Annotated in this window: 19 protein-coding genes and 1 CRISPR repeat array (1 of these 20 cut by a window edge); of the genes, 8 read left to right on the top strand and 11 right to left on the bottom strand. The window is 67.8% G+C overall.

What is annotated here, in order from left to right:
- A CRISPR array of direct repeats spans positions 1 to 1,829; the repeat unit is 18 nt; unit sequence CCTGGGAGGGGTACCAAC; it reaches 590 nt to the left of the window's first position.
- Between the two features lie 1,288 nt (positions 1,830 to 3,117).
- From ACFY12_RS07810 to ACFY12_RS07800, 3 genes are all read left to right on the top strand, one after another.
- On the top strand, positions 3,118 to 3,414 hold the full coding sequence (locus tag ACFY12_RS07810) for a hypothetical protein (RefSeq protein WP_147264768.1): 297 nt from the start codon (positions 3,118 to 3,120) through the stop codon (positions 3,412 to 3,414).
- 293 nt (positions 3,415 to 3,707) lie between these two features.
- Entirely contained in the window at positions 3,708 to 4,544 is an 837-nt protein-coding gene (locus ACFY12_RS07805; RefSeq protein ID WP_390714840.1) for a hypothetical protein, read from the top strand.
- Positions 4,545 to 5,198: 654 nt separating this feature from the next.
- Positions 5,199 to 6,020 carry an SAM-dependent methyltransferase gene (locus ACFY12_RS07800; RefSeq protein ID WP_066939492.1) on the top strand — a complete coding sequence of 274 codons (822 nt, stop codon included), beginning with the start codon at positions 5,199 to 5,201 and terminating at the stop codon, positions 6,018 to 6,020.
- A gap of 30 nt (positions 6,021 to 6,050) precedes the next feature.
- Here the strand turns inward: ACFY12_RS07800 and ACFY12_RS07795 are convergent, their stop codons facing one another.
- The 5 genes from ACFY12_RS07795 to ACFY12_RS07775 all read right to left on the bottom strand — a co-directional run bounded on the left by ACFY12_RS07795 (position 6,051) and on the right by ACFY12_RS07775 (position 11,852).
- Positions 6,051 to 6,965: a helix-turn-helix transcriptional regulator gene (locus tag ACFY12_RS07795; RefSeq protein ID WP_066939494.1), complete on the bottom strand. Its 915-nt coding sequence runs from the start codon at positions 6,963 to 6,965 to the stop codon at positions 6,051 to 6,053.
- Between the two features lie 99 nt (positions 6,966 to 7,064).
- Positions 7,065 to 7,301, bottom strand: coding sequence for a DUF397 domain-containing protein (locus ACFY12_RS07790; RefSeq protein ID WP_066939497.1), 237 nt, complete (start codon positions 7,299 to 7,301; stop codon positions 7,065 to 7,067).
- A gap of 257 nt (positions 7,302 to 7,558) precedes the next feature.
- The gene (locus tag ACFY12_RS07785) at positions 7,559 to 8,803 is read right to left on the bottom strand and encodes a VWA-like domain-containing protein (RefSeq protein ID WP_390715082.1); all 1,245 of its coding nucleotides are present in this window, start codon (positions 8,801 to 8,803) and stop codon (positions 7,559 to 7,561) included.
- Between the two features lie 143 nt (positions 8,804 to 8,946).
- Positions 8,947 to 10,254 (bottom strand): sigma 54-interacting transcriptional regulator, encoded by a 1,308-nt coding sequence (locus tag ACFY12_RS07780; RefSeq protein WP_390714839.1) that lies wholly within the window; start codon positions 10,252 to 10,254, stop codon positions 8,947 to 8,949.
- Between the two features lie 110 nt (positions 10,255 to 10,364).
- Positions 10,365 to 11,852, bottom strand: coding sequence for a hypothetical protein (locus tag ACFY12_RS07775; protein WP_390714838.1), 1,488 nt, complete (start codon positions 11,850 to 11,852; stop codon positions 10,365 to 10,367).
- Between the two features lie 359 nt (positions 11,853 to 12,211).
- On the opposite strand from ACFY12_RS07775, the gene ACFY12_RS07770 reads away from it, so the two are divergent.
- Positions 12,212 to 12,865 (top strand): HNH endonuclease family protein, encoded by a 654-nt coding sequence (locus ACFY12_RS07770; RefSeq protein WP_390714837.1) that lies wholly within the window; start codon positions 12,212 to 12,214, stop codon positions 12,863 to 12,865.
- Positions 12,866 to 13,159: 294 nt separating this feature from the next.
- Complete coding sequence (locus ACFY12_RS07765; RefSeq protein WP_390714836.1) at positions 13,160 to 13,465, top strand: cupin domain-containing protein; 306 nt, start codon at positions 13,160 to 13,162, stop codon at positions 13,463 to 13,465.
- Positions 13,466 to 13,471: 6 nt separating this feature from the next.
- On the opposite strand, the gene ACFY12_RS07760 is transcribed toward ACFY12_RS07765, so the two are convergent.
- The 3 genes from ACFY12_RS07760 to ACFY12_RS07750 form a co-directional block, all read right to left on the bottom strand.
- Entirely contained in the window at positions 13,472 to 14,569 is a 1,098-nt protein-coding gene (locus tag ACFY12_RS07760) for an IS630 family transposase (protein ID WP_390714835.1), read from the bottom strand.
- A 337-nt stretch (positions 14,570 to 14,906) separates the two neighbouring features.
- Complete coding sequence (locus ACFY12_RS07755; protein WP_390714834.1) at positions 14,907 to 16,556, bottom strand: pentapeptide repeat-containing protein; 1,650 nt, start codon at positions 16,554 to 16,556, stop codon at positions 14,907 to 14,909.
- Between the two features lie 200 nt (positions 16,557 to 16,756).
- On the bottom strand, positions 16,757 to 17,287 hold the full coding sequence (locus ACFY12_RS07750; RefSeq protein WP_390714833.1) for a hypothetical protein: 531 nt from the start codon (positions 17,285 to 17,287) through the stop codon (positions 16,757 to 16,759).
- Between the two features lie 392 nt (positions 17,288 to 17,679).
- Here ACFY12_RS07750 and ACFY12_RS07745 point away from each other — a divergent pair, with 392 nt between their 5' ends.
- Genes ACFY12_RS07745 through ACFY12_RS07735 form a run of 3 tightly spaced genes read left to right on the top strand, consistent with a single transcriptional unit; the run spans position 17,680 to position 19,164 of the window.
- Positions 17,680 to 17,904, top strand: a complete 225-nt coding sequence (locus tag ACFY12_RS07745) for a hypothetical protein (protein WP_390714832.1) — start codon at positions 17,680 to 17,682, stop codon at positions 17,902 to 17,904.
- Positions 17,885 to 18,481, top strand: coding sequence for a sigma-70 family RNA polymerase sigma factor (locus tag ACFY12_RS07740; protein ID WP_390714831.1), 597 nt, complete (start codon positions 17,885 to 17,887; stop codon positions 18,479 to 18,481). Before ACFY12_RS07745 ends, ACFY12_RS07740 begins: the two co-directional genes overlap by 20 nt.
- Positions 18,478 to 19,164, top strand: coding sequence for a hypothetical protein (locus ACFY12_RS07735; protein ID WP_390714830.1), 687 nt, complete (start codon positions 18,478 to 18,480; stop codon positions 19,162 to 19,164). The genes ACFY12_RS07740 and ACFY12_RS07735 overlap by 4 nt, the downstream gene beginning before the upstream one ends.
- 356 nt (positions 19,165 to 19,520) lie before the next feature.
- On the opposite strand, the gene ACFY12_RS07730 is transcribed toward ACFY12_RS07735, so the two are convergent.
- From ACFY12_RS07730 to ACFY12_RS07720, 3 genes are all read right to left on the bottom strand, one after another.
- Positions 19,521 to 20,054: a GNAT family N-acetyltransferase gene (locus ACFY12_RS07730; RefSeq protein ID WP_390714829.1), complete on the bottom strand. Its 534-nt coding sequence runs from the start codon at positions 20,052 to 20,054 to the stop codon at positions 19,521 to 19,523.
- A gap of 618 nt (positions 20,055 to 20,672) precedes the next feature.
- Positions 20,673 to 22,154 (bottom strand): hypothetical protein, encoded by a 1,482-nt coding sequence (locus tag ACFY12_RS07725; RefSeq protein ID WP_390714828.1) that lies wholly within the window; start codon positions 22,152 to 22,154, stop codon positions 20,673 to 20,675.
- A complete protein-coding gene (locus ACFY12_RS07720) occupies positions 22,129 to 23,034 on the bottom strand; it encodes a phosphotransferase enzyme family protein (protein ID WP_390714827.1) in 906 nt (301 codons plus the stop codon). The genes ACFY12_RS07725 and ACFY12_RS07720 overlap by 26 nt, the downstream gene beginning before the upstream one ends.
- Positions 23,035 to 23,461: the final 427 nt, after the last annotated feature.

Genomic DNA, 23,461 nt, shown 5'->3' with positions numbered 1-23,461 from the left:
GCCGGCGGTCCTCATCGTCCCTGGGCGGGCCACCAACGAGCTGCGAGAAGCCATCGAACGGGGAACGTATCCCGTCCTCATCGTCCCTGGGAGGGGTACCAAGGTGCTGTCCTGGTGGCTCTTTGACGTGGTGCTGCGGCGTCCTCATCGTCCCGGGGAGGGGTACCAACGACAGGATACGGATGACCAGGGCGGGGAAAGTGTGGGTCCTCATCGTCCCTGGGAGGGGTACCAACACGATGCGCGCCTCGGCTCCCAGTCCGGTCGTCTCCGGTCCTCATCGCCCCTGGGAGGGGTACCAACTCTGTGCCACCAGCCCAGCCGACGCGCCTGCCGCTGGTCCTCATCGCCCCTGAGAGGGGTACCAACGAGTCGGGATGTGGGCGCGATGACGGGCCAGCACCCGTCCTCATCGCCCCTGGGAAGGGTACCAACAAGTAGCCATTCGGCCCCAGCGCGTCCTTTGCCGTGGTCCTCATCGCCCCTGGGAGGGGTACCAACACGAAGGCCGGGGGTCCTGGCTTGGGGGCCGGCGGGTCCTCATCGCCCCTGGGAGGGGTACCAACTGCGTGGATCGCAGGCCGGAATGTGCCAGCGCCACGGTCCTCATCGCTCCTGGGAGGGGTACCAACGGGGCTGTGTCAGTGGGTGCGTGTGGACACGGGGCGGTCCTCATCGTCCCTGGGCGGGGTACCAACCAGTACCGCCGCGCCCTCGACACCGCCGAGCTTGCTGTCCTCATCGCCCCGGGGAGGGATACCAACCTCATGACCGGCCACCCCGCAGACGGCCGCCGGTGCCGTGTCCTCATCGTCCTGGGAGGGGTACCAACCTGGCCTGGACAGGTGTTGCGGGACGACTGTCCCCGGTCCTCATCACCTCTGGGAGGGGTACCAACACTCCGGCCAGGTCGAGCCGGATGAAGGTGCGACCGGGTCCTCATCGTCCCTGGGAGGGGTACCAACAAGCGGTGCCAACCCACCGTCTGGGCCAGGTTCGCCGGTCCTCATCGTCCCTGGGAGGGGTACCAACTGGCGACCATGATGGGCTTGACCAGGATGAGCGCCGCGTCCTCATCGTCCTGGGAGGGGTACCAACGGCAGGATGTCGGCCGCGACCCGGGGTCGATCGCGTGTCCTCATCGTCCCTGGGAGGGGTACCAACAGGTGGAAACGACGCTGGAGACGCGGCTGGTCCCGGCGTCCTCATTGTCCCTGGGAGGGGTACCAACGCGACCGCACGGTACATGTGGGCGGCGGTCTCCTCGTGTTCTCATCACCCCAGGGAGGGGTACCAACCTGTCGACCACCGCGCCCGGCCAGTTCGCCGAACTCCCGGGCCTCATCGACCCTCGGAGGGGTACCAACGTGAGGGCGGGCACTCCGTCGACGAGGCTCGTGCGTGTCCTCATCGCCCCTGGGAGGGGTACCAACCGGAAGGGCACGTTGCCGAACTCGGCTGGACGGCCGGTCCTCATCAGCCCTGGGAGGGGTACCAACTTCCACGCCGTGCAGATGGAGCCGCTCGGTGACGGCGTCCTCATTACACCTGGGAGGGGTACCAACGTCAGCTCCGGCGTCACGGCGATGACGTAGGACGGGTGTCCTCGTCACCCCTGGGAGCGGTACCAACGCGATGAGGTTGCCCAATGTGGGCACCAGGCCGCGGGTCCTCATCACCCCTGGGAGGGGTACCAAAATGGACTTCACGACCGCCTGGGGTTCCCAGCGGCTGGTCCTCATCACCCCTGGGAGGGGTACCAACAGCACCACCACGTCCGAATCGACGAGCGCGGCCGCAGCCCTCATCGCCCCTGGGAGGGGTGGCGCCAACCTGATCGCCGCTGTCGCGCGCCTGGCGCGCTCACCCCGTCTTCATCGTCCCTCGGCGGGATACCAACAGCTCATCCGCGTCATCGACGCCGGCGACCGACTGGTCCTCTTCGCCTCTCGGAGGGATACCAACTGGCGGAAGACCGCGACCGTCCCGGCCGGGAAGGGCTGTCCTGAACGCCCCTGGTGAGGCACCAACACGTAGCCGGCGCCCTGGCTGTGCTGACCCCGATCGTAGGTGGGCATGTGGCGCGGCTGCGGGGTGACTACCCGCTTCCTGGGCAATCCGTGGTGGGTGTGGATGGGGCGGTGAGTGGTCACGGCGGGGGCGGCTGAAGCCCGCAATGCGGGCAACGGTGGGTGATGGTCGTCGTCAACAGCACTGCTGGTACTGCGTGGTCGCTACCGTCTCCGGGCATGTCTGTGGTGAGCCGGACGGTGGCCGGAGCCGTGGTGCGAGGTGGCGGTTTGCCCCGGTGGCGGGCCTGCGGCACGCGCTGAACACCCTTGGTGGCGCGGGAGGCAGGGGCGGGGCGGAGCGTCAGCGCAGCGGTGAAATGGCCCGGGAGGCCATCGAAGTAGCGGGCGAGGGTGTCGGCCTGGACGTGGATGATGGGGGCAGGAGGCGGTTGATGCCGATGCCTGGGCCGGTCATGCCGCGATCGGTCAAATATTTGAAATGATACGTGAATCACCTTGTATGTTTCGCGCGCTCCCAACAGGAAGGCATGGCTCCGCTTTGCAGGCAAACGCTGTCCGCAGATGAGATCGCCTGGCCGGCGACGCCTCCGCTGCCGTGCGCCCCAGCATTTCCGTGGCGGTGAGTGAGAGTTCGAAGCCCCTCCACTCCGAGATTCACTTTTGCGATTTGCTCCAATTCTCATATGCACGCGCCTTCGGTACGGATGCCATGCTTCCGCTTCGGGGGTGCAGTTGAGTGAGGTGTGCACAATCATTGACCTGCTGATCTATCAATAACGATCACGTGGCGATCCTTTCATGAATGAGAGTGATCGAATTAGCGCCTCGGATCGGTACTGAACGGGTCACGGGCAGGTGCGTGAAATGCCACATCGGTTATTACGTATCGCGTTGCATGTGAGATGGGTTCCCATGGCGGGACGGCCGACGGGGGCAAGGGGAAAGGACTGCGAAGGTGGCTCGATATGACGATAAAGTTCAGTCACTGCACGCAGTCGAGTGATGGCCGGCTGTGTGTGGTGGCCTCGGGGTGCCACCCGAGGCCACCTGATAGGCCGTCAATAACCGTGAAAGGTCTTCGTTGATGACCATCAACAAGAGCCGGGGTTCGGCGATGGAGCCCCCGGCCTCTCGTAAGGGGATTATCCCTTCTCCGGAACGCGGCGAAACCCGTTCCTTTGATCGGTGGGAGGTTCACCTCTGTTCCAGCCTTCTGGTGGTGGTGTTCGTCGTCGTGCTGATCGTGGTGGCTCTCCCCGACCTCTGGCCCTTCATCGTGGGGGTTCCGGCAATCTGGCCGCTTGGCGCGCGTGTCATCGCCCTGCTGCTGGCCTCGTGCCGCCGCAGCGGCGTGCGGTACGTACGTGTACGGACGGCCTGATCGCCTGAGGGCGGGTACTGCCTCGCGGTAAGGCCCGCGTGGAGCCACTGTCACAGCCCCGTGCGGTGAAGCCGCCGCACGGGGCCGGCGAAGGGATTTTGATGTTCGAGCCGCCGCATCCGACAGGCTGCGCGTATTGCGGAAGACTGATCATGCACGACAGCCGTGGTGGGCGCCGACGAGACTACTGCGATCCGATCTGTCGGCGCCGGGCACAGCGGAAACGGGACCGTGAGCGCCGGGCAGCCAGGGTTGACCGCACGGTCCGCCGATCGATCGCTTGCGACCTTGCCGTGCGGGCACAAGAGGTGCTGGCTTGTGAAGGTGCCTCCGTTCCGCTCGCCGCGCTATTGAAGCTGGCGGTACAGGTGGGGGAGGACGCCGTGTGCCTGGCGGCCGCCGCTGTTGACGAGGCCCGCGCCGAAGGCGCCAGCTGGTCGGAGGTCGCCGCGGCGGCAAGGATGAGCGAGGCGGTCGCACGGGCGCGATGGGGCGGAGTCAAGACTGCTGCGCTCCTTGCGTCGCGCAGTGCCCAGTTACGGTCGCGGGATCGGTACGACGGGACGGGTGAGGCCGCCGCCCCGGTCTTCGACATGGCGTTGCTACCGGCCGTCGCGAGGAACCGCCGTGCCGCCGAGGCGCTTGCGAAGGCGCTGGGGGCGCTGCATCTGCGCTGTGGCCGTAGTGAGGCATCCGTCGCTGAGCAGGCTGGTCTGCCGCCGGCGGTCGTGAGCCTGGTGCTGCAAGGAACGCATGTGCCGCCGTGGCCGGTGATCTATATGCTGGCCGACCTCCTGAAAGGCGACCCCGCCGACCTGCGGCTGCTGTGGGAGCGTGCCTGGGGCCGGCCGGCGCCTACCGCCGCTTCGCAGGGCCCCAGTGCACTCGCGGCTGCTTTGCGAGGGGCTCATCTGGCCGCCGGCGGCCCGGAGATTCCGATGCTGAGTGCTCAGGTCGATGCCGGACCAGAGGAGCTTGCCCTCATCTTCGCCGGGCGAGTGGTCCCGTCCTGGGCGCTGCTCGCCGGCACCCTCGACCAGTTGGGGGCGGACCGCGACGACTTCCGCGGACTGTGGGCAGCGTGCCAGGACTCTGGCGACGTGGGGCACGAAGGGCCCGGGGCGTCATGACCACGTCTCGTCATCGCCCTCAGCTTGCCGCAATGACAGCGCACTGCCGGCCGACAGGTTTCCGCCTGGCGTACACGGCATTCCGCCAACTTCATCACGACGTATACCTGCGCTATGCCTCCGTGAGGACCGAGGACTGGCATCGCGCCAAGCAGTGCGTGGACGCCGTCTTCGAGACACTGTCCACCGTGTGGCCAGCAACCCTGCGCAGCGACTGCCCTGCGGCGCGAGCCTGGTGCTTGTTACGTCATGAGGCGGCCGCCCGAGCCTGCTGCCGACCGGGCCAGACCTGGCGCATTCACTGCCTCCTGGAGGATCCGCAGGCGGATGTGGTCCTCCTGCACGACAGGTTGGGCCTGCCCGTGGCCCAGGTAGCAGTTCTCATGGGCATAGACGACTACACCGTGCGGGCGCTGCTGAGGACGGCCGAACGGAGCCTCCGAGCCATCCCTTCGTGCGTATCCCACTGAGTGTCCACTCCGCCCGGGCGATCAGCCGCAGCATGGCACACACACGCCTGATTCTTCACCACACAACAGCGCCAACTCCACTTACCTGCCGCTCGATTGAGCGATTGGCGTGTGTGCCATACCCCCCTACCATGAGCCCTTCCACCGGGACCTCTGGCCTTCATCCAAGGCCCAAGGAGCGCGCATGGCCCACGGGGAGAAATCCCAATCTCGCTCTATCGACATGAACACCCCCAGTGTCGCTCGCATGTACGACTGCCTGTTAGGGGGTTCTGAGAACTTTCAGCCCGACCGCGATGCATGCGTCAAACTGCTGGAAATCGCCCCTACAAGCCAGCAGCTGGCCCGCGCGAATCGCGCCTTTCTCAGGCGCGTAGTGCGCATCCTTGCCGAAGGATTCGGGGTGGCCCAGTTCCTCGACCACGGCTCAGGCCTGCCCACTCGGGACAACGTCCACGAGGTCGCGCAGCGAGTGGACCCGAACGCGAAGGTCGCCTACATCGACAACGACCCCATGGTCGTCGCCCACGCTCGGACGACCATGCGGGACAACAGCAATGTCATGGTCGTCGATCGGGACGTGCGGGATACGGCGGAGATCCTGGAAGCCACAGCCGACTTCTTCGACTGGACGCAGCCGATCGCAGCGCTCTTCGTCTCCGTTCTGGACTGCCTCCGCGACACGGGCGACGATCGCGACCCGGCGGCGCTGGTCAAGCGGGTTGCTACCAGCCTCCCGGCCGGCAGCTACGTGGTCGCCTGCCAACTCGTCAGTGACGACGCTGTCGTGCGGGAGAAGGTCACGGCGTTGATGGCCGAGGTGACCAACAACAGCTGGGGAAGGGTCCGCCAGAGTCACGAAGTACGCCGATACTTCGAGGGGATGGAGGTCGAGCCCCCGGGCCTGGTGGACGTTGTCGACTGGCGACCGGACACCCCGCCACCGCCGTTGAATCTTCGACCCAAGGACTGCGTGGAGTGGGGAGGTGTAGCCCGCGTCTCATGAAGGTGTGCCGTAGAGCAGTGCATGCGGCGCTCAGCCGTCAAGCGTGGTTTGCTGCGCGTACCGCTCTGCGGCTGCCTGCAGCCTGGTCAGGCTGGACTCCATGCTGTCTGCCGCGGCGCACATGAGGGTCAGCCATTTGTGATACCCGTCAAGTGCCTTCCTGTGCGTGGCGTATGTGGCGCTGCTGACATGCTCCACATACGCCAGCTCGGACGGTCCACCTGTAGGGAATTTGAGCAGGGTGAAAGGGTAGGGGGGAAGTACGCAGTCCTTGCTCAAGAGACGGATGTTGACCTTCTGGGATGTGGCCGCCTTGACCAGGTGCTCCATCTGCTCACGCATGACATCCGCGCCGCCGCGACACCGATCGAGTACGGTCTCGTCCAGCAGAAGCGTAAGCCGCCGCCCTTGTTCCAGGATGAACTGTCTGCGAAGGCGCAGCATGACAATGCGCATGACCTCGTCTTCGGGAGCGTCAGGCCGCACCAGCCGCACCATCGCCTGGGCGTATGCGCGGGTCTGCAGCAGTCCTGGGACCACCTGGTTCTCGAAGATCGTGATCCAGTCGGCTCGCCCCTCCAACCGAATGAGACGGCGGAGGTAGTCGGGGGTGACATCTGCGAACTGCTCATACCATTCCTGGTTGTTCGTCTGCGCGAGGAGCTGCTCCACCACCCGCATCTGCGCATCGGACAGTCCGTAGTGTCGGGCGAGGTCGTAGACATCCCTGGGCTTGGGCGGGCTTTCTCCGCGTTCCAGCCGACTCACCTTCGATGTCGAGCCTCGGATAACGGGCGCAACATCCTTCAGAGTCAGACCGCACAGTTCCCGGTGGCGGCGGAGCTCCTCGCCCAGCATTTCGCCCGCAGCCGTGTTGCTGTCCGGCGACGCCATGCGAAGGACAGACGGGTCGCCTTGCGGCTCCAAAGGCTGGGCGACGGGCATATGAACTCCGGAACGGCAAGAGGCAGAGGACGCCCCAAGAGTGTCGGTCATATGCCCATCGCCGCAAGTTATGGCCTGAACATTAGCATTCCGTTACGGTCATTCGTCCGTCAGGTGGTCGAATTCCGAACTCTTGGCTCCTGTAATGAAGGCCGCCAACTCCGCCGAGGTGAAGACGAGTGCCGGCCCGCCTGGGAACCGAGAGTTGCGGATCGCCACCTCCCCGCCAGAGAGCCCGGCAACTTCGACGCAGTTACCATCCCCGATACTCGCGCTGGCCTTCTGCCACGTCACACCGGAAATCTCACGAGCAGGAACACCGTTCCTGAGTCGCATGAGCGCATTCTCCCTTCCTGGACCTGTCGCCACTTCCGTCCTCCGCCGCCCGGCACAATTCCCATATGGGATTGCATGGCGGCCCATATGCAAACGCTAGCGAAGGTCGACTCCAGGGCGCAGCCCCTCGAAAGAGTGCAGTTCACGCCTGAAAGTCATATCTAATGAATGGGCGTTGAAGTGGCCGCTGGAGTCCGGCCAGGTAGAGGGTCGCGGGCTGCTCGTAACGGGTGGCGATGCCGCGCCACTGCGCTTTGTCAGCTGATGGTGACGACACGGGCCCAGGGCGGCGGGGCGTCCGGGATGTAGTCGGGGTTCTCTTCGTCCACGGTACGGGCGGGGCGGGGGAAGAGACCGACGACGGTGCGGCAGGGCGGCTGGGTGGAGGGCCACGGCGTCTGACCGTCCGTCAGGGCGACGATCACGTCAGGGCGTGGCCGGGAGCGGAGCGCCCGGGAGAAACCGGAGCGCAGATCCGTTCCCCCGCCACCGACCAGGTCGATGTTCTCGGCGCGGCAGAGCGGGACGGCGACCCCGGCCGCTGCGTCGCAGGAGATCACCGAGACCAGGTCGCGGCGCCCGCCCACCGCCCGCGAGATTGCCGCCACCTCCAGCAGCGCGCTGCCCAGCTCGGCGTCGCTCACCGACCCGGAGGTGTCGATCACGACGCAGACCCGGGGCGGCGTACGGCGCAGGCTCGGCAGCAGCACCCCGGGGACACCGGCCGAGCGCCGGGAGGGACGCCGGTAGCTGTGGTCCTCCCCCGCCCCCGGCGCGCCCGCCGCCGAGCGGATTGCCGCGCCCAGCAACTGCCGCCACGGCTGCGGTGGATGGAATGCCTCGTCCGCCCATCGGAGCCACCCCTGCGGCGCGTCGCCCGGCCGGCCCTTGATCCCCTCTGCGACCCGGAAGCGGACCGCGTCACGCTGCTGCCTGCTCAGCCCATGTGCCCCGTCAGGCCCCAGCTCCCAGGGCCGGTCCTGCCCGTCGGCTCCACTGCCGCAGTCCAGCCAGGCCAGGTCCGGGGCGAGACCGGACATCGACGCCGTCCGCAGGTACTCCTCCATCAGCAGCCCGTCGGGCAGCCGCAGCAGCGACGGCAGCACCGCCCCGGCGGGCAGGGGCAGACCGTCACCGTAGATGTCGTCGTTGATCTCGAAGTCGGCGGCGATATTCCGCCGCAACCTTCCCCAGCCTTCGGCCGGGGGGACCCCCATCTCGCTTCGCTCGCCCGTCCCGTGCTCCTCATGCTCCCGCGCATACCGCTCGCCCCGCCCGTGGTGGTCCCGGAGCAGATGGGAGACCTCGTGCACCCACACGCCCGCCAGCTCCTCCACCGGGGTGCGGGCCACGAAACCGGGCGAGACGTAGCAGCGCCAGTGCGCGTCGACCGCCATCGTCGGCACCGACCGGTCCTCCACCACGTGCAGCGCGAAGAGCGCGTCGGCCAGGTAGGGACGGACCTTCACCGCGTGCAGCCGGGCGGCCAGCAACTTCTCCATGTCCAGCGGGAGTCCGGCCCGGCCGACCGGCCCGCCCGAGCCAGCCGGCGGCCTCGGCAGGGTGGCCCGCACCGGGCGCGGCGGCGCGGGCCGGGACATCGGTCGCGGCAACGGGCGCGGCGCCGGGCGCTTCGCGGCCCCGGTCATCGGCCCGCCCCCGTCGCACGACCGGCATCGGCCGACGCCGCGGCCCGCCCCACCGACCGTTCCGCCCGCCGGGCGAGACCGATCACCCCGGCCAGCCGCTCCACCGCCTCTGGCACCTCCCAGTCGTCGCGCCGCAGCCCGGCCAGCGCCGTCGCCGGGGCGACCAGCAGGTCGGGGGCGCCGGTCTCCAGCGCCCGGACCAGTACCGCCCAGGCCGCCTCCCACCGCTCTCGCTCCGGCCGCGCCCCGACGGCGGCCACCACTGCCTCCAGCGCCGCCTGACGCAGATCGCCCCGCACCGGCAGCTCGGCGGAGGCCGGATCGGCCAGCAGCGACTCCGGGTCCGGCAGATCCATCCGGTCCAGATGGGCGAGGAGTTCGAGCCCAGGCCCATCCCCCACCGCGCCCCGCACCAGCAGCGCCAGCACCTCCCGGGAGACGGAGGCGGCCATGCCGAAGGCCAGCAGGGTCAATGCGGCCTCCCAGCTCCGGGGCGAGGGCCAGGCACCGCCGCGCCGCGTCTCGGTGCTCGGCAGCCGGTGGACCAGCGTCGGCCGGACCTCCAGGAAGCCGCAGACCGCGCGCCGGGCGAACGCCACCGCCTCCGGCAGCCGCTCCGGCACCAGTCGGGGCAGCTCCGCCCGGGGCCAGATTCCGCCCAGCCCGCGCACCACCACCTCCCGGTCGTGCACCCAGTTCAGATGCACGAACCGGTTGGCCAGCGGCGGGCTCAGCTCCCATCCGTCCGCCGCCGACGCGCGCGGATTTGCGGCAGCCACAATCCGTACCCCCGACGGCAGTTGCAGCGCGCCAACCCTCCGCTCCAGGACGACCCGGAGCAGCGCGGCCTGGACGGCCGGGGTGGCGGTGGAGAGCTCGTCCAGGAAGAGCAGCCCCCGCCCGGCCCGCACGAGCTCCACGGCCCACTGCGGCGGCGCCATCGGCACCCCCTGCACCGCCGGGTCGTCGCCCACGATGGGCAGCCCGGAGAAGTCGGACGGCTCGTGGACGCTCGCGATCACGGTCGTCAGCGGCAGGTCGAGGGAGGTGGCGAGCTGCGTCAGAGCCGCGGTCTTGCCGATGCCCGGTTCGCCCCAGAGCAGCACTGGCAGGTCGGCCGCGACGGCCAGGGTGAGCGCTTCGAGCTGCTCGTCGGGGCGCGGCTCGGTGGTAGTCGTCCGCAGGAGGGTCAGAAGGTCCTCGGCGAGGGCGAGGTGGGTGCCGGTTCCGGAGGTGCCGACGGGGGTGGGTACGGGCATGTCGGCGGCCGGGACGGGGATGGACAGGAGCGTGCTGGAGGTCATGGGCATCACCTGGGGTGGGATAAGGGAACGGGACGACCCGTCCCGGATGTCGTGGGGATGTGCGGCGCGAAATGCGCAGTGCGGGAAAGGGACTTCGGTGGGGCAGCCGGTCAGCAGGCCCGTCCGGTACGGGGTCGGGCCCGGAGGCTCCGCTTGCGGCGCATTGTGGGAGGCGTACGGCGGTCGAGCCGGGGACGGTGGCCCGCCTCCGCGTGCCCCAGGCCCGAGGCGTTCCCGCCCCCTACCGCACCGGCACCGGGGTGCACGGCGACCAGCCCCGAGCGGAACAGCCCGTGGTCGATGTGGCGGGCCGCGGCCGACTCCAGTTCCTCTCGGAGCGGCCCGTCGCGCAGGACCGCACTGGGTCCGATCAGGCCCTCGACCACGGCCAGCGCCACGGCGACGTCGCCGTGGCCGAGCCGCTCCCGGACCGCAGGCAACGCCTCCGGATTACGGTGCACCGCGTCGATCGCCCGCAGGCAGGGCAGCGCCGGCCCGCCAAGCGCCACCAGCAGCTCCTCCCGGCGTAGTTGGGCCGGATCGTGATCAACCGCCGTCAGCACCCCGTCCCGCAGCGCGATCCGGTGGACCTCGCCCCGGCACTCCACCCGGTGCGGATCGTCGGGGCCGGGCGCGGGGCCGGCCACCGGTGCCGCGCCGGACGCCGCCAGTGCTGCGGCGACGAGCGGATGCAGCCGCTCGGTCGCGACCAGTCCGGCCCGCACCAGCTCCAGATCCGGAAGGACCCGGGCCGCCACCTCCGGTAGCACCGGAAGCGCCGCGACCTCCTGCGGTGGCAGCGCCTCCCGCAGCGGCCGGAACGTCGGGACATGGCTGTCGTCGGGGGCGATGAGCTCGAGTACAGCACGCCTCCGCGCACCGAGCCGCACGGTGAAGGCCCCGCGAGAACGCCCCTCGGCCCGCAACAGCAACTCCGCCTCGGCAGCCCAACTAGCCACCGCCCACGGAGAATCGCCGACCCTGGGCTGATCGGGCAGATCCGGCAGGACTGGCTGGCCGGGTGCGTGGGCGGGTGGCGCCATGGACGGCTCACCGCCCGCACCGCACCGCCGCGCCAGTTCGCCGCTCCGCCCGGAGTCCCAGAGATGCCGGTGCAGGTCGAGCCGGAAACGCCGGTCGGGATGCGGGTGTGGGTGGTGCCCGGGGGTGCCCTTCCCGGACCCCTCCCACAGGGCCAGGGACATCCGCTGTCCGGCGTCCGCCCAGGCCGGCGGCGTCCGCACCACCAGCTGCAGCGGAGTGTCGCCGGAACTCCGGTAACGGGCCAGAGAGAGGGTGAGGCCGGGCCGGAGCCGCCCCTCGGGGGCGATCCGGGGCATGTGCCATCGGAGCAGATCCGGCGCCAGCCGACGCAGATCCGCACGAAGATGGGTGACGAGATCGGTACCGTGGCGGTCACGCACGGCGCGCAGATCAAGATCGACGTCGATCCGGGCGGCAGCGCAAGCCCCCGCCCAGTCACCGACCGCACGCCGTGCAGTCGCGGTCTCGATCATGGACGGTGGCACGGCGTACTCGCGCACGCGCTGCCACATCAACAGGTGGGTGGGAATCTCGTTCGCGAAGTGATGTGCCATCAGCACTCACCCTGAGCGAACGATTCCCCCAATCCGTACGAGGAGAAGTTCATCATCTCCAACATCGTAACCACCCCGATGGCGATCTGTCAGTTCCCTCGGATCACCCATCGACCGTTCAGTTGAGAACGGCGATGCCTCGGGCTCCTGCTCCCCGCACGCTCGAGGGTGGTTCGCGCATGCGGAGCTCAGGCTGCGGGGTGGGTGCGGGGCAGCGCGGCTGCCGACCCCGCGAACCGCGCATCGGCTGGGGCCAACTGCGCAGTGGTGTCGCAGGCCGGTATGACTTTCCACTCCCCCGAGTGATCGGCCTCCCGTATTCCCCACGATCACCAGCACACCGACGCTATCAACACACCGTGACCTCGACCACAGTCCGTGCCATCGTCGCCGCCGCCTTCGCACTGCTGCCCCTCACCACCACCATCACACCCGCCCATGCCAGCGAGACCCTCAGCCTCCACGACGCCATCGAAGACCTCCCCCAGGCCGCCGAATCCCGGGACGGCTACGCACGCACCAAATTCCGCCACTGGATCGACGAGGACAAAGACGGCTGCAACACCCGCAACGAGGTCCTGCTGAAGGAAGCCGTCGCCCCACCCGACGTGGGCCCCCGCTGCAAACTCACCGGCGGAACCTGGCTGTCCTACTACGACGACAAAACCGTTGACAGCCCCTCAGGCCTCGACATCGACCACATGGTGCCCCTCGCCGAGGCCTGGGACTCCGGCGCCTCGCAGTGGACCGCCGCACGGCGGCAGGCATACGCCAACGACCTCGATGCCGAACGGTCCCTGGTCGCCGTCACCGCCCGGAGCAACCGGCAGAAGGCCGACCAGGACCCAGCCGAGTGGATGCCGCCAGACGCCGACGCACAGTGCACCTACCTGTCCGACTGGGTAGGCACCAAACTCCGCTGGTCCCTGACCATCGACCGGGACGAACGCGACACCCTCCGCGAGCTCGCTGCCGACTGCACCGACACAGACGTCGAATACGAGCGCGCGTAAGTTCAGCCCCAGCGGCCCCCGGGTTTCGTGACGAGCGCGTAGTCGGCACGGATCGAGGAACGGCCCCCGCGGCGCTCCTCGACGGGCCGTTGTGGGTGTGGCGGCAGGCCGGTGGAGCCAGCTAGTGGCTTGTCTCGTGACCTTGGCCATGTAGTCGAGGTGTGGTGGGCGGGAGGTTTTTGCTAAACGGTCGGCCAACGATCGTCCCTGCTCAGATAGCTTCCCGGCATCCGCTGAAATGTGACGGGCGGGCTGCTTCGGCCATGGTGGCAGCAACCCGCTGGGAGGTATGTGATGAGTTCGATCAACGTCGTGGAGACAGCGGCCGCGCTGCCGGCTGCCTGGAGCTCCTGCTCTTTGGGACAGGTGGGGACGGCCTGTGTGAAAGTCCTGCGTATGGACAGCAGACCGGTCCAGGAAGAGGCTCACGGGGCTGATGAGGTACTGCTGGTGCTTGACGGACGGCTGGAACTGCTGGTGGAGGGCGCCGAAGTCGCTGTAGAGGCAGGCGAGATGTACCGGGTGTCGGCAGGCGCGCGACACGCTGTCCGCCCTGGCAGTCGCGGCACGTTGATGATCGTGGAGGAACCCGGGGCGTGAAGCCGCTCAGGCGGCCCTGGCCGGGTATTCGGTCCATGATCGGATCGGTGACTCGGGCGCGAAGTTCGTCTTCGGTTCCGCGTGGGCATTGTGCCAGCGGACGTAGGCGGCGATGGCCGCGTTCTGCTCATCGTGGCTGCGGTGGTCGGTGCCGTTGAGCGCGAAGTAGCGCAGGGCCGCGAACTCGGCCTCGATCCAGTTCAGCCAGGAGCCGTAGGTCGGCAGGAAGACCAGCTCGACGTTATTGTCGGCTGCCCAGTCGCGGACCTTGGCGTGCTTGTGCGGGGAGAAGTTGTCCAGCACCACATACAGCTTCTGACCAGGCCAGCGGGCGCGCAGGGCCTTGAGCAGGCCGAGAAACTCCCGCCACCGCTTGCGGGGGCGGATGCGGTAGTACAGCTTGCCGGTGGCCAGATCGAGGGCGGCAAGCATGTGCCGCACGCCGCCGTAGCGGTTGTAGGTGGCCCGCAGCCTGCGCGGACGCCTCACCGGCCCCCATGCCTTGCCCTTGCGGGGCATCAGGTTCAGCGGCCCGAACTCGTCCACGCATATCACCCGTCCATCAGCGGGCGAGGTGTCGTACAGCGCCAGGACGCGGTGCATCTTGGCGATGAACTCCGGGTCGGTGGACGCCTTCCACGTGGTGGTGGTCTTCCAGGAGACCTTGCCCTCGCGCAGGATCCGGCGCAGGGTCTCCCGGCTGACGGCCGTGATCACCTTGTACTTGATGAGGTGGTCGGCGAGCTTGCTCAGGCTCCAGGTGGAGAAGGCGGTGATCTTCCAGTCGGCGGGGGACGTCCGGGCGATCAGGCAGATGCGCTCGCGCACCTGGTCACTGATCGTCCTGGGGCGTCCCCCGCTCCATTTTGGGTCCAGTGCGTCCAGCCCCTGCTCGTTGAAGGCGTGGATGACATCGCGGACGTAGTCCTCGCCGACCTGCATCAGCGTGGTGATGTCCTTGACCGTCTGGCCCTGGGCGGACATCAGCACCACGATTGCCCGGCGGAGTCTTACCGGGTCCTTCGCGCTCCGGCTGATCCGCTGCAGCTTCCGGCCCTCCTCCATGCTCACCGGCCGGACGAACACACTCGGTCGACGTCCCACGACCACCTCCAAGATCACCTCTTGGAGACAGTCTGCTGAACGGCGAGCAGCAGTGCCAGTACCCGGCCAAGGCTCTATGACGAGCCACTAGCGATCAGTTCGTCCAGGTCCTCGCTTATGCGGGTGCGGACATGTTCAACGAGGGACGAAGGAGTTGTCCGCGGCATTCGAAGGAGCGGTCGCGACGCCGTACAGCAGGGATCGTAGCCTCGCTCTACGATGACGCTGTGTGATGGACTCAGCTTGTCGCCGACCGCGAACGGCCGGGCCGGCGCAGCAGGAGGTCGTCTCCGCAGCGTCTGGGCTTGCCGACAGATTTCCGCTGGGATGGGCCTGGTCAGCGTTTGATCCGGCCGCGTGCCGCGAGTGCGGCAAGTCCGAGGAGTACTGGTTCGCTGAACCGGCTGAACATCTCGATCCAGGTGCCGACGGTGGTGAGGTCTTGGTCGCTGCTGCGGAAGACGACGGAGTTCAGCACGACGTGACCGGCGTCCTTCGCGCGGTTGGCGGTCCAGCGCTGGCTGAGTGGTCCGGAAAGGACGGGATCGCTCTTGTCGATCACCAGATGGATCCGGCTGCCAGGGGCGGGCATGGAGCCGGTCGCTATCTGTTTCGGCGTCGGATTGGGCAGACCCCACAGCATCATCAGCACGACGGTCACGGCCATCGCGACTCCAAGGGCGGCCAGGGCGCGGGACGCACGCAGGCCGTAGCCGGAGACCAGCCAGTAGGCATGCAGCAGGACGCGTTCGCCGAAGGGGGTGTCGTGGTCCAGACGGCGCATCTCCATCTCGCCGTAGTAGAAGTCCGCGGCGCCGGGCTCGTTCTTGCCGTCCTCCAAGGCCTTGCGCAGCTGCCGGTAGGCGGCGGCCACCTCCTTGGGCCCGGGGACCGTGGCGGGATCGGGGTGGGCAGGTCCGGGCTGCCAGCCCCGAGTCTGCTCGGTACGGCGGCCATGTAGGGAAAGGGCACGCCAGTGGTGCTCTTCGACGATCGTCCGGCGGCGGGTCCATCGCCGTACCGGAAGGTTGAGCAGGCGCGTGCGAGCGCGGGCCGGCGGTTCGGCGAAGGGGACGTGCCCTCCGAAGCGGAGCTGGTCGAGGTGGTGGGCGCCGGTGAACAGGCAGGCAGACAAGTCCACTCCGGACAGCGCGAGAAAGGCGACGTCCACGCCCGCCAGCATGTCGATCGACGGTCGTGGGTCTTGCCCGGTCAGCGGGTCTTCGGGGACCAGGCCGTCGTTGAAGGGGAACGGGTGGGGGTGGAAGTTGACGGCGACCGGCTGGGAGAGCACGGCGTCCAGCAGATTGATGTCGGCGTAGCGGACGTCGAGGGTGAGCGCCGTGTTGATCTGCGCCGCCTGCAGGAAAACGCGCGCGGCGGCGATCCGTATCCGTATGGGGCAGGTGAGGACCGTCCGGCTCATGTCCAGCAGGCCGCCGCAGACGATGGGCCCCACCAGCGGCCCGGTGAACGTCGTGTCGGGGAAGTCGGCGGCGCCCTTGAAGCGGGCCCCGGCGAAGACGGCGTCGTGACCGAACGTCGAGCCGTTGAACCGTGCTCTCTCCTCGACTTCCGCCGAGACGAAGACGGCCCCGTCGGTGAACGTCACGTTGTGGAAGAAAGCCCCGCCAAACAGCTGGGTGCGGGAGAACAGGGCCCCGCTGGTGAATGTGGCCCGGTCGAAGTCGGCGTCCGAACCGAAGAGGGTGTCCTGGAACCAGGCGGTGCCTTGGAACTCCGCGTCCTCGAAGCCAGCTCCCAGCTCGAACACGGCTTCCTCGAAAATTGCGTCGCCGTTGAAAGTGACCCCGTAGAACAGGGCGTCGTCCGAGAAGTCGGCGAGCCAGAAGAAGGCCTCTTCAGTGAACGTGACGGCCTTGAAGTCGGCTGGCTCGGGGAAGCGGGCGCGGCCGAACAGGGCCTTGCCGAAGGTGTTGTCGACCGCCGCCTTGAGCTCGTCCAACAGTGCGCGGGTGAAGAGCACGCCGCGGCAGTCCACTGCGGCGCCGGGCGATAACGCTCCGAGTGCCTGGCGCCGCTCCTCCGGCTCCAAATGGGCCAGGCACCGTTCGTACGGAGCCCACGGCACGCCAAAGCAGTCGCATGGGAAAGCGCAGGCAGGCCAGCGAAGCCGGGGGTCGTGCGGCAGGAAAGCCAGGATGGGACGGCCTTCATGTGTCAGGTTCATCGGGTCTGCAGGGCGCCGCGGTCGATGAGTCCCTGGCCGTACGGCGGCCAGTCTCTTGCCAGGCTCTGGGCGATGCCGTTGTGGACATCCTGGCGTAGCTGCGGCGTGACGTGTTCGACATCGCCGTTCGGGTAGTGCAGGCGCAGGCCTTCTCGGCTGGCGTCGCACAGGATGGCGTGGGCCTTCTGCGTGAGTGTGAGGAACAGCTGCGGGACGGGCGCCTTCAGGAGTTCGTCGATGACTGCGTCGTAGTCGATGCCGAGGTCTGCCCAAGTATTGCCCTGCTCGTCGAGCCACAGGGTGACGTCGGAGAAGAAGACGGCCTTGCCGGGCCCCTCCTGCGCGTCCCGGACCAGAGCGGAGGCGAGATCGAGTGTGGTACCGGCGCCTTTGCTGACGAGGGAGCGGGGAATCATCGACGGGGCGATGGCGGCAGCGCACTCCCCCCAGCCGTCGCGTGTCTCGGTCGGCCAGGGAAGCCCTAGCACGAGCCAACCATCCGGTGACAGCAGTGAGTTGCTCACCATCGCCTTCCCCCTTGATGCCGTCGTCGGTGTCCAGTTGATCCTTTCGTTCCGGGAGTCGGGTGGGCAAGGCGCCATCAAGCCGTGACGGAGCACGAGATGCGGGACCGAGACGGGTCCGCGGGCTGGGCGCCGGGGCGGCTGCACGGCGTCGACGTGGGTCTGTCGGCCGTCGTGCGCGTGCGGGTTGGGGATGGCACGAGGACACCTGGTGCTGCGTACCGGCGAGGTGGCCGGATTCCGCTCGGTGTGACACTGCGCACAGTTTGGGGTTGAGGCTCGCTAGAGCGTCACGGTTGGCAGCCTGGATTGCACTACACCCCGTCAGAAAGGATCAGCTCCCCATGAGTTGGGGTGCGCGAGTGAATGGGTCGACCATGAATGCGATAGCGGTGATGTCCCTGATCGCAGGAGTGATTACCTGCGGTGGACGCACGCTGTATGTGTGGTTGCGTGGACGGGCCGCAGTGCAGATCGCCCAGTTGCACGACCACGGCCTCACCCGCCGCGTGCGTGAGCTTCCACCGGGCAGCCGCCTGGTCGAGCAGCGCGCGGACCGGAGCGAGGTGGTCATCGAGGTGGGCGGACCTTTCGGCGGGCGTGGCGGTGGTGATGACTGACCCGACCCCTCCGCGGGAGCCGAGGACGGCGCTGGCACAGCGGGATCAGCTGGTCGACACGCGCCGCCGCCCGCATCCCCCGGCCGACTCGACCGCCCGGTCCGAGTTCGCCGGCTTCTATGCGCAGACGATGCCCCGGCTGGTGGTGTTCGTCCTGCGACACGGGGCCGACGGTCATGAAGCCGCGGAGGCCGCGCAGGCCGCCTTCGCCCAGGCCTGGGAACGGTGGGAGACCATCGAGCACCCCAACGCATGGCTGAGGACGGTCGCCTTCCGTCACCTGCTGCGGCTCCGCAACCGCAGGGAAGGCCCTCTCCAGGATCTGGAGGATCCACCCGGCGGGGTATGTCCCCTCGATCGGATCGAGCTCGATGCGCAAGAAGAGCTCGTCCTGAAAGTGCTGGCCGACCTGCCGATGCAGCAGCGCCGCGTCTTTGCCTGGATCTACGACGGGTTCTCCGCCCAGGAGACCGCTGAACTGCTGGAAACAACCCCAGAGGCCGTCAGGAAGAACCTGGAGCGAGCCCGTAAGAGCCTGAAGCAGGCCTGGGAAACGATGAAGGAGGATCACCAGTGAGCGAGGCGGCACCGCGCCCGGAGACCAACGCCGGGGATGAGGCTGCATTCGATGCCTGGCTCGCCGCCACAGACGCCGCCCTCCAGGAGAAGGTGGAAGCCGCACTGAATGTCGATGCCGGCCGTGCCCAGATCTTCGTGGCATCCGTCACCGCAGAGACCGTGTCGACGGTGGAGGAGGAGCCGGAACAGTGGGCGCATCTGGAGGCTGTGCTGAGGGAGGCGGCTGACAGCATCGCGCACTGGGTCGCACTCGCGGCCCCTCATACCTTGTCCCAACAGCTCAGCAAGGCCATTTCCACCACCAGGACCATGACCGTCGTCGGCCGGGCCCTGCTACCGGACAGCATGCGCGCTCAGTGGGGGCTCGCCGCAGACTTCCTCGCCGAGAGCCACCTGCACCTCACCCAGCTCAGGGGAGGGATTGTGCACCGCGCCGTCGATCGGCAGGAGGCACTGGCCCTACACACCCGCGCCCGCAGCGGCATCACCACCTTCCAGGCCGCGCTCCAGCACACCCTGACGGCCTTCCCGCCGGATTCCAAGGCTCATCTGGTCATGACCCGTCTGCTGGCCACCACCGAGATGCTTCTGGTGCTCCTGCGTTGGACCCGTGACAGCATCAAGTGCCTCTTCGATGACGGTGATCGCCCCTCCCACGTCCCGTCCGCCAATCACCTGTGAAGGTCACCACGCCCCGCTTCCGTCGCCAACCAGTCGACGGCAGCGGGGTGTTGGGCCGGGATGACAGCAGCCGCGGAGCTGTGAGGGAGTCTTGTTGGGGTGATCCTTCCAAGAGCCACGAACCGTACCTTGGTGGGCGGTGTCTCCTCAGCTGACCGCGTTGCCGACCGTGTGAGGAGTTTCAATGACTGACTGTGGGACGATCAAGGGCTCTGACCGCGATTCCGTGAAAGCACAGGTCAGCGGTGGGAAAGCAACATCTTTCGCCTAGGCGTTCCACTCCATGGCGATCCATGCGGTCGAGCGCGTATGGACAGCGGTCGACTGTCTCGCGATGAGCTGACGGCTCGGCCGGTTCACCCCTGGAACTCAGTGAGATCGATGGTGTGAACACGCAGCGGAAAGCCGTACACCGGGTGTGCCGTCTCGCGCTCCAGCACCATACCGAGCTTGCGGATGACGTTCTCAGAGGCGTCGTCACCCACCCGGCTGATGCTGATGACGCGGTCGAGGCCACGGTCCTGGAGCGCGAACTCCAGTGTGGCCTGGGCGGCTTCGGACCCGTATCCCTGGCCCCAGTACTGCGAGCCGAGCCGCCAACTGATCGCCACAGCGGGCAGTACCTCCGGCAAGAACTCGGGCACGGACAGACCCGTGAAGCCGGCCAGTTCGCCCGAGGCCAACAGCTCGACGGCGAAGAAGCCGAAGCCCTCCTCGTCCCATTCCTCCTCCCACCGCTCGATGTCCTCCGCCGTGTGGTCCAGGTCGCGCACCGAGCCGTCGTCGATCCAGCGCATGACCCGCGGGTCCGCGTTGATGTCCGCCATGGGCGCGAGGTCGTCGTCGTGCCAGCGACGGAGGAGGAGGCGGGGGGTGTGGATCTCGGTCATAGCGCCCATCCTGCCGAAAGCATGAGCCTCATCGGAAATCGGCGCTCGCCCGTGCTGCCGCATCCCGGACCGCAAAGCATCAAGCCGCCTGCACCGCATGCCGTGACGGGCGAAACATCGGGCCGATGGCCGGGGGAGATGACTGCCACTTCGACAGCGCAGTCGAGAGGTCAGACCGACCCGACGGCAACCTGCCGCGGCACCTAGATCGTTCACGGAATCGCGGTCAGATCCGTTTTCAAGAATCCTCATCAAAGGCGGAGGTGATCCGCCCTCTTCTGCCCTCGGCCGCACCCACACCCCCTCTTCTCCGCGAAGGCGGAGGTGATCCGCTCATGAGCGAGGTGATCGTGGAAGTGACGGACTCTTCTCTGCGCAGGCGGAGGTGAACCGGACGTCGCCAGGGCCCACCCGGACTACGGCGTCTCTTCTCCGCGCAGGTGGAAGTGATCCGTCGTGGCATCCGGAACCCCATCGACGCTTTGGAATAGAAGCTCCAGGCCGCCGGGCCATCCAGCCCAGCCGACCCCGTCGATGTGGAGCAGCTCGATGTCGTGGCCAGCGTCAACAAGGCGGGGTCACGCGGTGGGGTACCGGTCGGAGTGACCGGCGGGTGCGTCAGCGGGGAGTGGCGCGTGAGGGCTGGGTTCTGTTCTCCGGACGGCGAGAGCCAGGAAGGCGCTGGGGCGGAGAGGGTGGTGTTGCGGGCTCGAGGATGACGGTGCCGGCTTCGCGGGCCAGGAGGCGGTGGGTGCTTTCCCAGGTGCGGGTTCTGCTGCGGTCTCGGCGTTCTTCCCAGCGTTCTTGGAGGCGCATGCCGGCGAAGATAGCGAGGGCGCACAGGAGGATGGTCGCGATCAGTGCGTAGATGGGGGTGTAGCGGCCGTCGAACATGGAGCGGTGTTCGTCGACTTGGCGGGCGTTGATGCCGAAGAAGGCAAAGAGGAGGCCGAGGGTTCCGCTGACGGTGGTGACGAAGGTGACGGCGACGACGGTGCGGACGCGGCGGCGGTCGGCGGCGCGTTGTTCCATGCTTTCGACCGAGGTGAGTTCGGCGGCGATGGCGTTGCCGAGGCGGTTGAGCATCTGTCCGATGGTGGCTGCGCGTTCGGTGACTCCTATGGCGGCGAACAGTTCCTGGTGGAAGCTTTCGACGCGCAGGGCGGGAACGAGCATGCCGATCTCTCCGCCGACCTCGACGCTGTAGCTGAGTTCGACCTCGAGTTGGCTCAGCCCGTCGGAGATCTCTTCCAGTGCGGTGCGTCGGTCGTGCGCATCGCCTTGAGCGGTGGTGCGGTGTCGGAAGCGGTGCACGTAGGTGTAGGCGACGGCGCGGACCTCGCGGAGGCGGGCTGCGGAGCCTACGGCTTGCACGGCGGAGAGCAGGACGCAGTTTTCGATGTAGTCCTGGTGGCCGGCAATGAGGCTGACGTAGGGGCCGAGCGCGCCCACGGTGGTGGGGCGTCGGTTGAGTTCTGCGGGATAGCGGATCGAGCTGTGCTCGGCCCGGTAGGGCAGGTCGCTGCGGTAGATGACGCGCTGGACGAGGTCGTCGTCCGGAGCCTGGTCCGGCGTATCGACGCTGCGGAAGACCAGCTGATGCCGTTCGGGTAGGAATCCTGGCGTCTCGTCATCGTTCGGGCCGCAGCCGATCCGGTCCGCCGCGAGCTGCTCAAGCGACAGCCCTGCACAGGTGATGCTGGCGTAGTAGAGGTCCTCCAGCAGGGGGATGGCCTCGACGAGAGTCCCGGTGATATCCAAGGTCAGGGCGACCACTACCTGGCCTGAGGGGACGAGGAAGTGCCACAGCTGCGCCGAGACCGGTTCACCGGCGCGCCAACGCTGACAGGCAAGGCTGGAGCAGTCGAGCACTTCCCGTCTGAGGACCCGCGGTAGCTGCTGGTCGGATGTGTTGTAGTACGTCGCCAGCCGGCCCAGGTTGAGGACATCCCCTGGGCGCTGTGTGGTCTGATCGACCATGGTGGGGTCGTAGGTCCAGGGTGTCGCGTAGACGGTGGTCAGGCGGATGGTCTCTCGGGCGGCGTAGGGGGCGAAAGGGAACGGGTTCGGCCCGTCAGAGAGCGTGCCAGCGCCGCTCACGGTCTTCCTTCCGTAGCGAGTCCATGCGGAGGGCGAATTCTGCCGCTGCCGGTCCGGAGTGGGCGTTTTGCATCAGCCATGTGGTCATGCCCAGCTCCCGCACGGTGCGCAGCGGCTCGTATCCGTGCCAGTCGGTGACATCCCCGTCGTACGTTCGGCAAAAGGTGGTGTAGTCGGTGGGTGACAGGCCAAACCTGTCGACGGCGATAGCGGTCGGGATGAGGTCCCAGGCACGGGGGCCGATCGCGACGGCTTCGTAGTCGATGAGGAGCACCTGTCCGTCGCGGGCCAGCAGATTACCCCGGTGGGCGTCTCCGTGGATCAGGCCTCCGGCGTCTTCGGCCATGATGCTGCGGAAGGCCGCTTCGCTGCGGTCGCACGCTTCGGTGAGGAACTCCATGTCCTGCTGTGCGATGCCCTGGGCATGCGCGAGACGGCGCCGCATGAGAGGAAACGGATCGAGGACGGGAAGAGCGATGTCAGGGCGTGGCAGTCCGTGGAGGTCACGCAGGAGGCCGGCGAGATCCACCAGGGCGGGTTCGGCCTGGCTCAGTGGCACGTACTCCCAGAACGTAACGAGCCTGCCCTCGGCCTGGACTGGCTGTGGTAGTTCATCGTGGGGGCGGACAGCCGGGAAGTCGTGGGAGGCGAGCCAACGCGAGACCGCCAGCTCTTTGGCAACCTTTTGCTCGATGTCGTCGGTATCAGCCCGGGCCACACGAACGACGACGCCCTCGGACGGTATGGCGTAAATCGCGTTCTCGCCCAGTCGCAGCAGATCGACGTGCTCACAGGGCAGTCCCACCTGGCCGCATGCCGAGGCCAGAGCTCGTGCTGCGCTCGCTTGCGTGAGCCCCTCGTGATTCACGACACCGTCCACCTGCCCCAGCCTCACGCTCCCAGCTCTGCACTGTCAAGAGGGCTGTGAGGCAAGCCAGTTGACGCTCACCTGGGAATGATCGGATCGATCATACGTTCGCCATCAACGAGCCAGGCACGAGACATCGGCAGCACCCGGGAGTAGCTGTCAGTCGCCGGCCAGCACCCGAGCTTTGGTCGAGCTCGTAGGGTCCGTCGGCGCCAACGAGTATGCTGGCATCCGCTGCGGCACCATCGATTAGGGAGTGCCCAGCCACCCTTGTCGTCTGTGTCGTCGCGCAGCCCCGTTATTGGGGCGAGCTGCGCATCATGCGGCGGTGAGGCCGATGTATGAGATGGTCGACGCGTCCGTCGAGTTTGTCTCTGCACGGCCAACCGGTGACCGTGCTCTTCCACTCGCTGGGGCCCGGATGCGGCGGTGGCTTGCC

Origin of the sequence: Streptomyces sp. NPDC001339 (genome assembly GCF_042895955.1) — a bacterium.
Taxonomy (GTDB): Bacteria; Actinomycetota; Actinomycetes; order Streptomycetales; family Streptomycetaceae; genus Streptomyces.
The sequence above is the reverse complement of the archived record's forward strand: the minus strand, read 5'-3'. Positions and strand labels throughout refer to the sequence as shown.

What these genes read in the sequence shown, in the direction of transcription:
- ACFY12_RS07775 (WP_390714838.1), bottom strand. Translation starts at nt 11,852, where the DNA reads ATGGCACATCACTTCGCGAACGAGATTCCCACCCACCTGTTGATGTGG.
- ACFY12_RS07750 (WP_390714833.1), bottom strand. Translation starts at nt 17,287, where the DNA reads ATGGTGAGCAACTCACTGCTGTCACCGGATGGTTGGCTCGTGCTAGGG.
- ACFY12_RS07765 (WP_390714836.1), top strand. Translation starts at nt 13,160, where the DNA reads ATGAGTTCGATCAACGTCGTGGAGACAGCGGCCGCGCTGCCGGCTGCC.
- ACFY12_RS07730 (WP_390714829.1), bottom strand. Translation starts at nt 20,054, where the DNA reads ATGACCGAGATCCACACCCCCCGCCTCCTCCTCCGTCGCTGGCACGAC.
- ACFY12_RS07795 (WP_066939494.1), bottom strand. Translation starts at nt 6,965, where the DNA reads ATGCCCGTCGCCCAGCCTTTGGAGCCGCAAGGCGACCCGTCTGTCCTT.
- ACFY12_RS07790 (WP_066939497.1), bottom strand. Translation starts at nt 7,301, where the DNA reads ATGCGACTCAGGAACGGTGTTCCTGCTCGTGAGATTTCCGGTGTGACG.
- ACFY12_RS07810 (WP_147264768.1), top strand. Translation starts at nt 3,118, where the DNA reads ATGACCATCAACAAGAGCCGGGGTTCGGCGATGGAGCCCCCGGCCTCT.
- ACFY12_RS07785 (WP_390715082.1), bottom strand. Translation starts at nt 8,803, where the DNA reads ATGGAGAAGTTGCTGGCCGCCCGGCTGCACGCGGTGAAGGTCCGTCCC.
- ACFY12_RS07745 (WP_390714832.1), top strand. Translation starts at nt 17,680, where the DNA reads ATGTCCCTGATCGCAGGAGTGATTACCTGCGGTGGACGCACGCTGTAT.
- ACFY12_RS07780 (WP_390714839.1), bottom strand. Translation starts at nt 10,254, where the DNA reads ATGACCTCCAGCACGCTCCTGTCCATCCCCGTCCCGGCCGCCGACATG.
- ACFY12_RS07800 (WP_066939492.1), top strand. Translation starts at nt 5,199, where the DNA reads ATGGCCCACGGGGAGAAATCCCAATCTCGCTCTATCGACATGAACACC.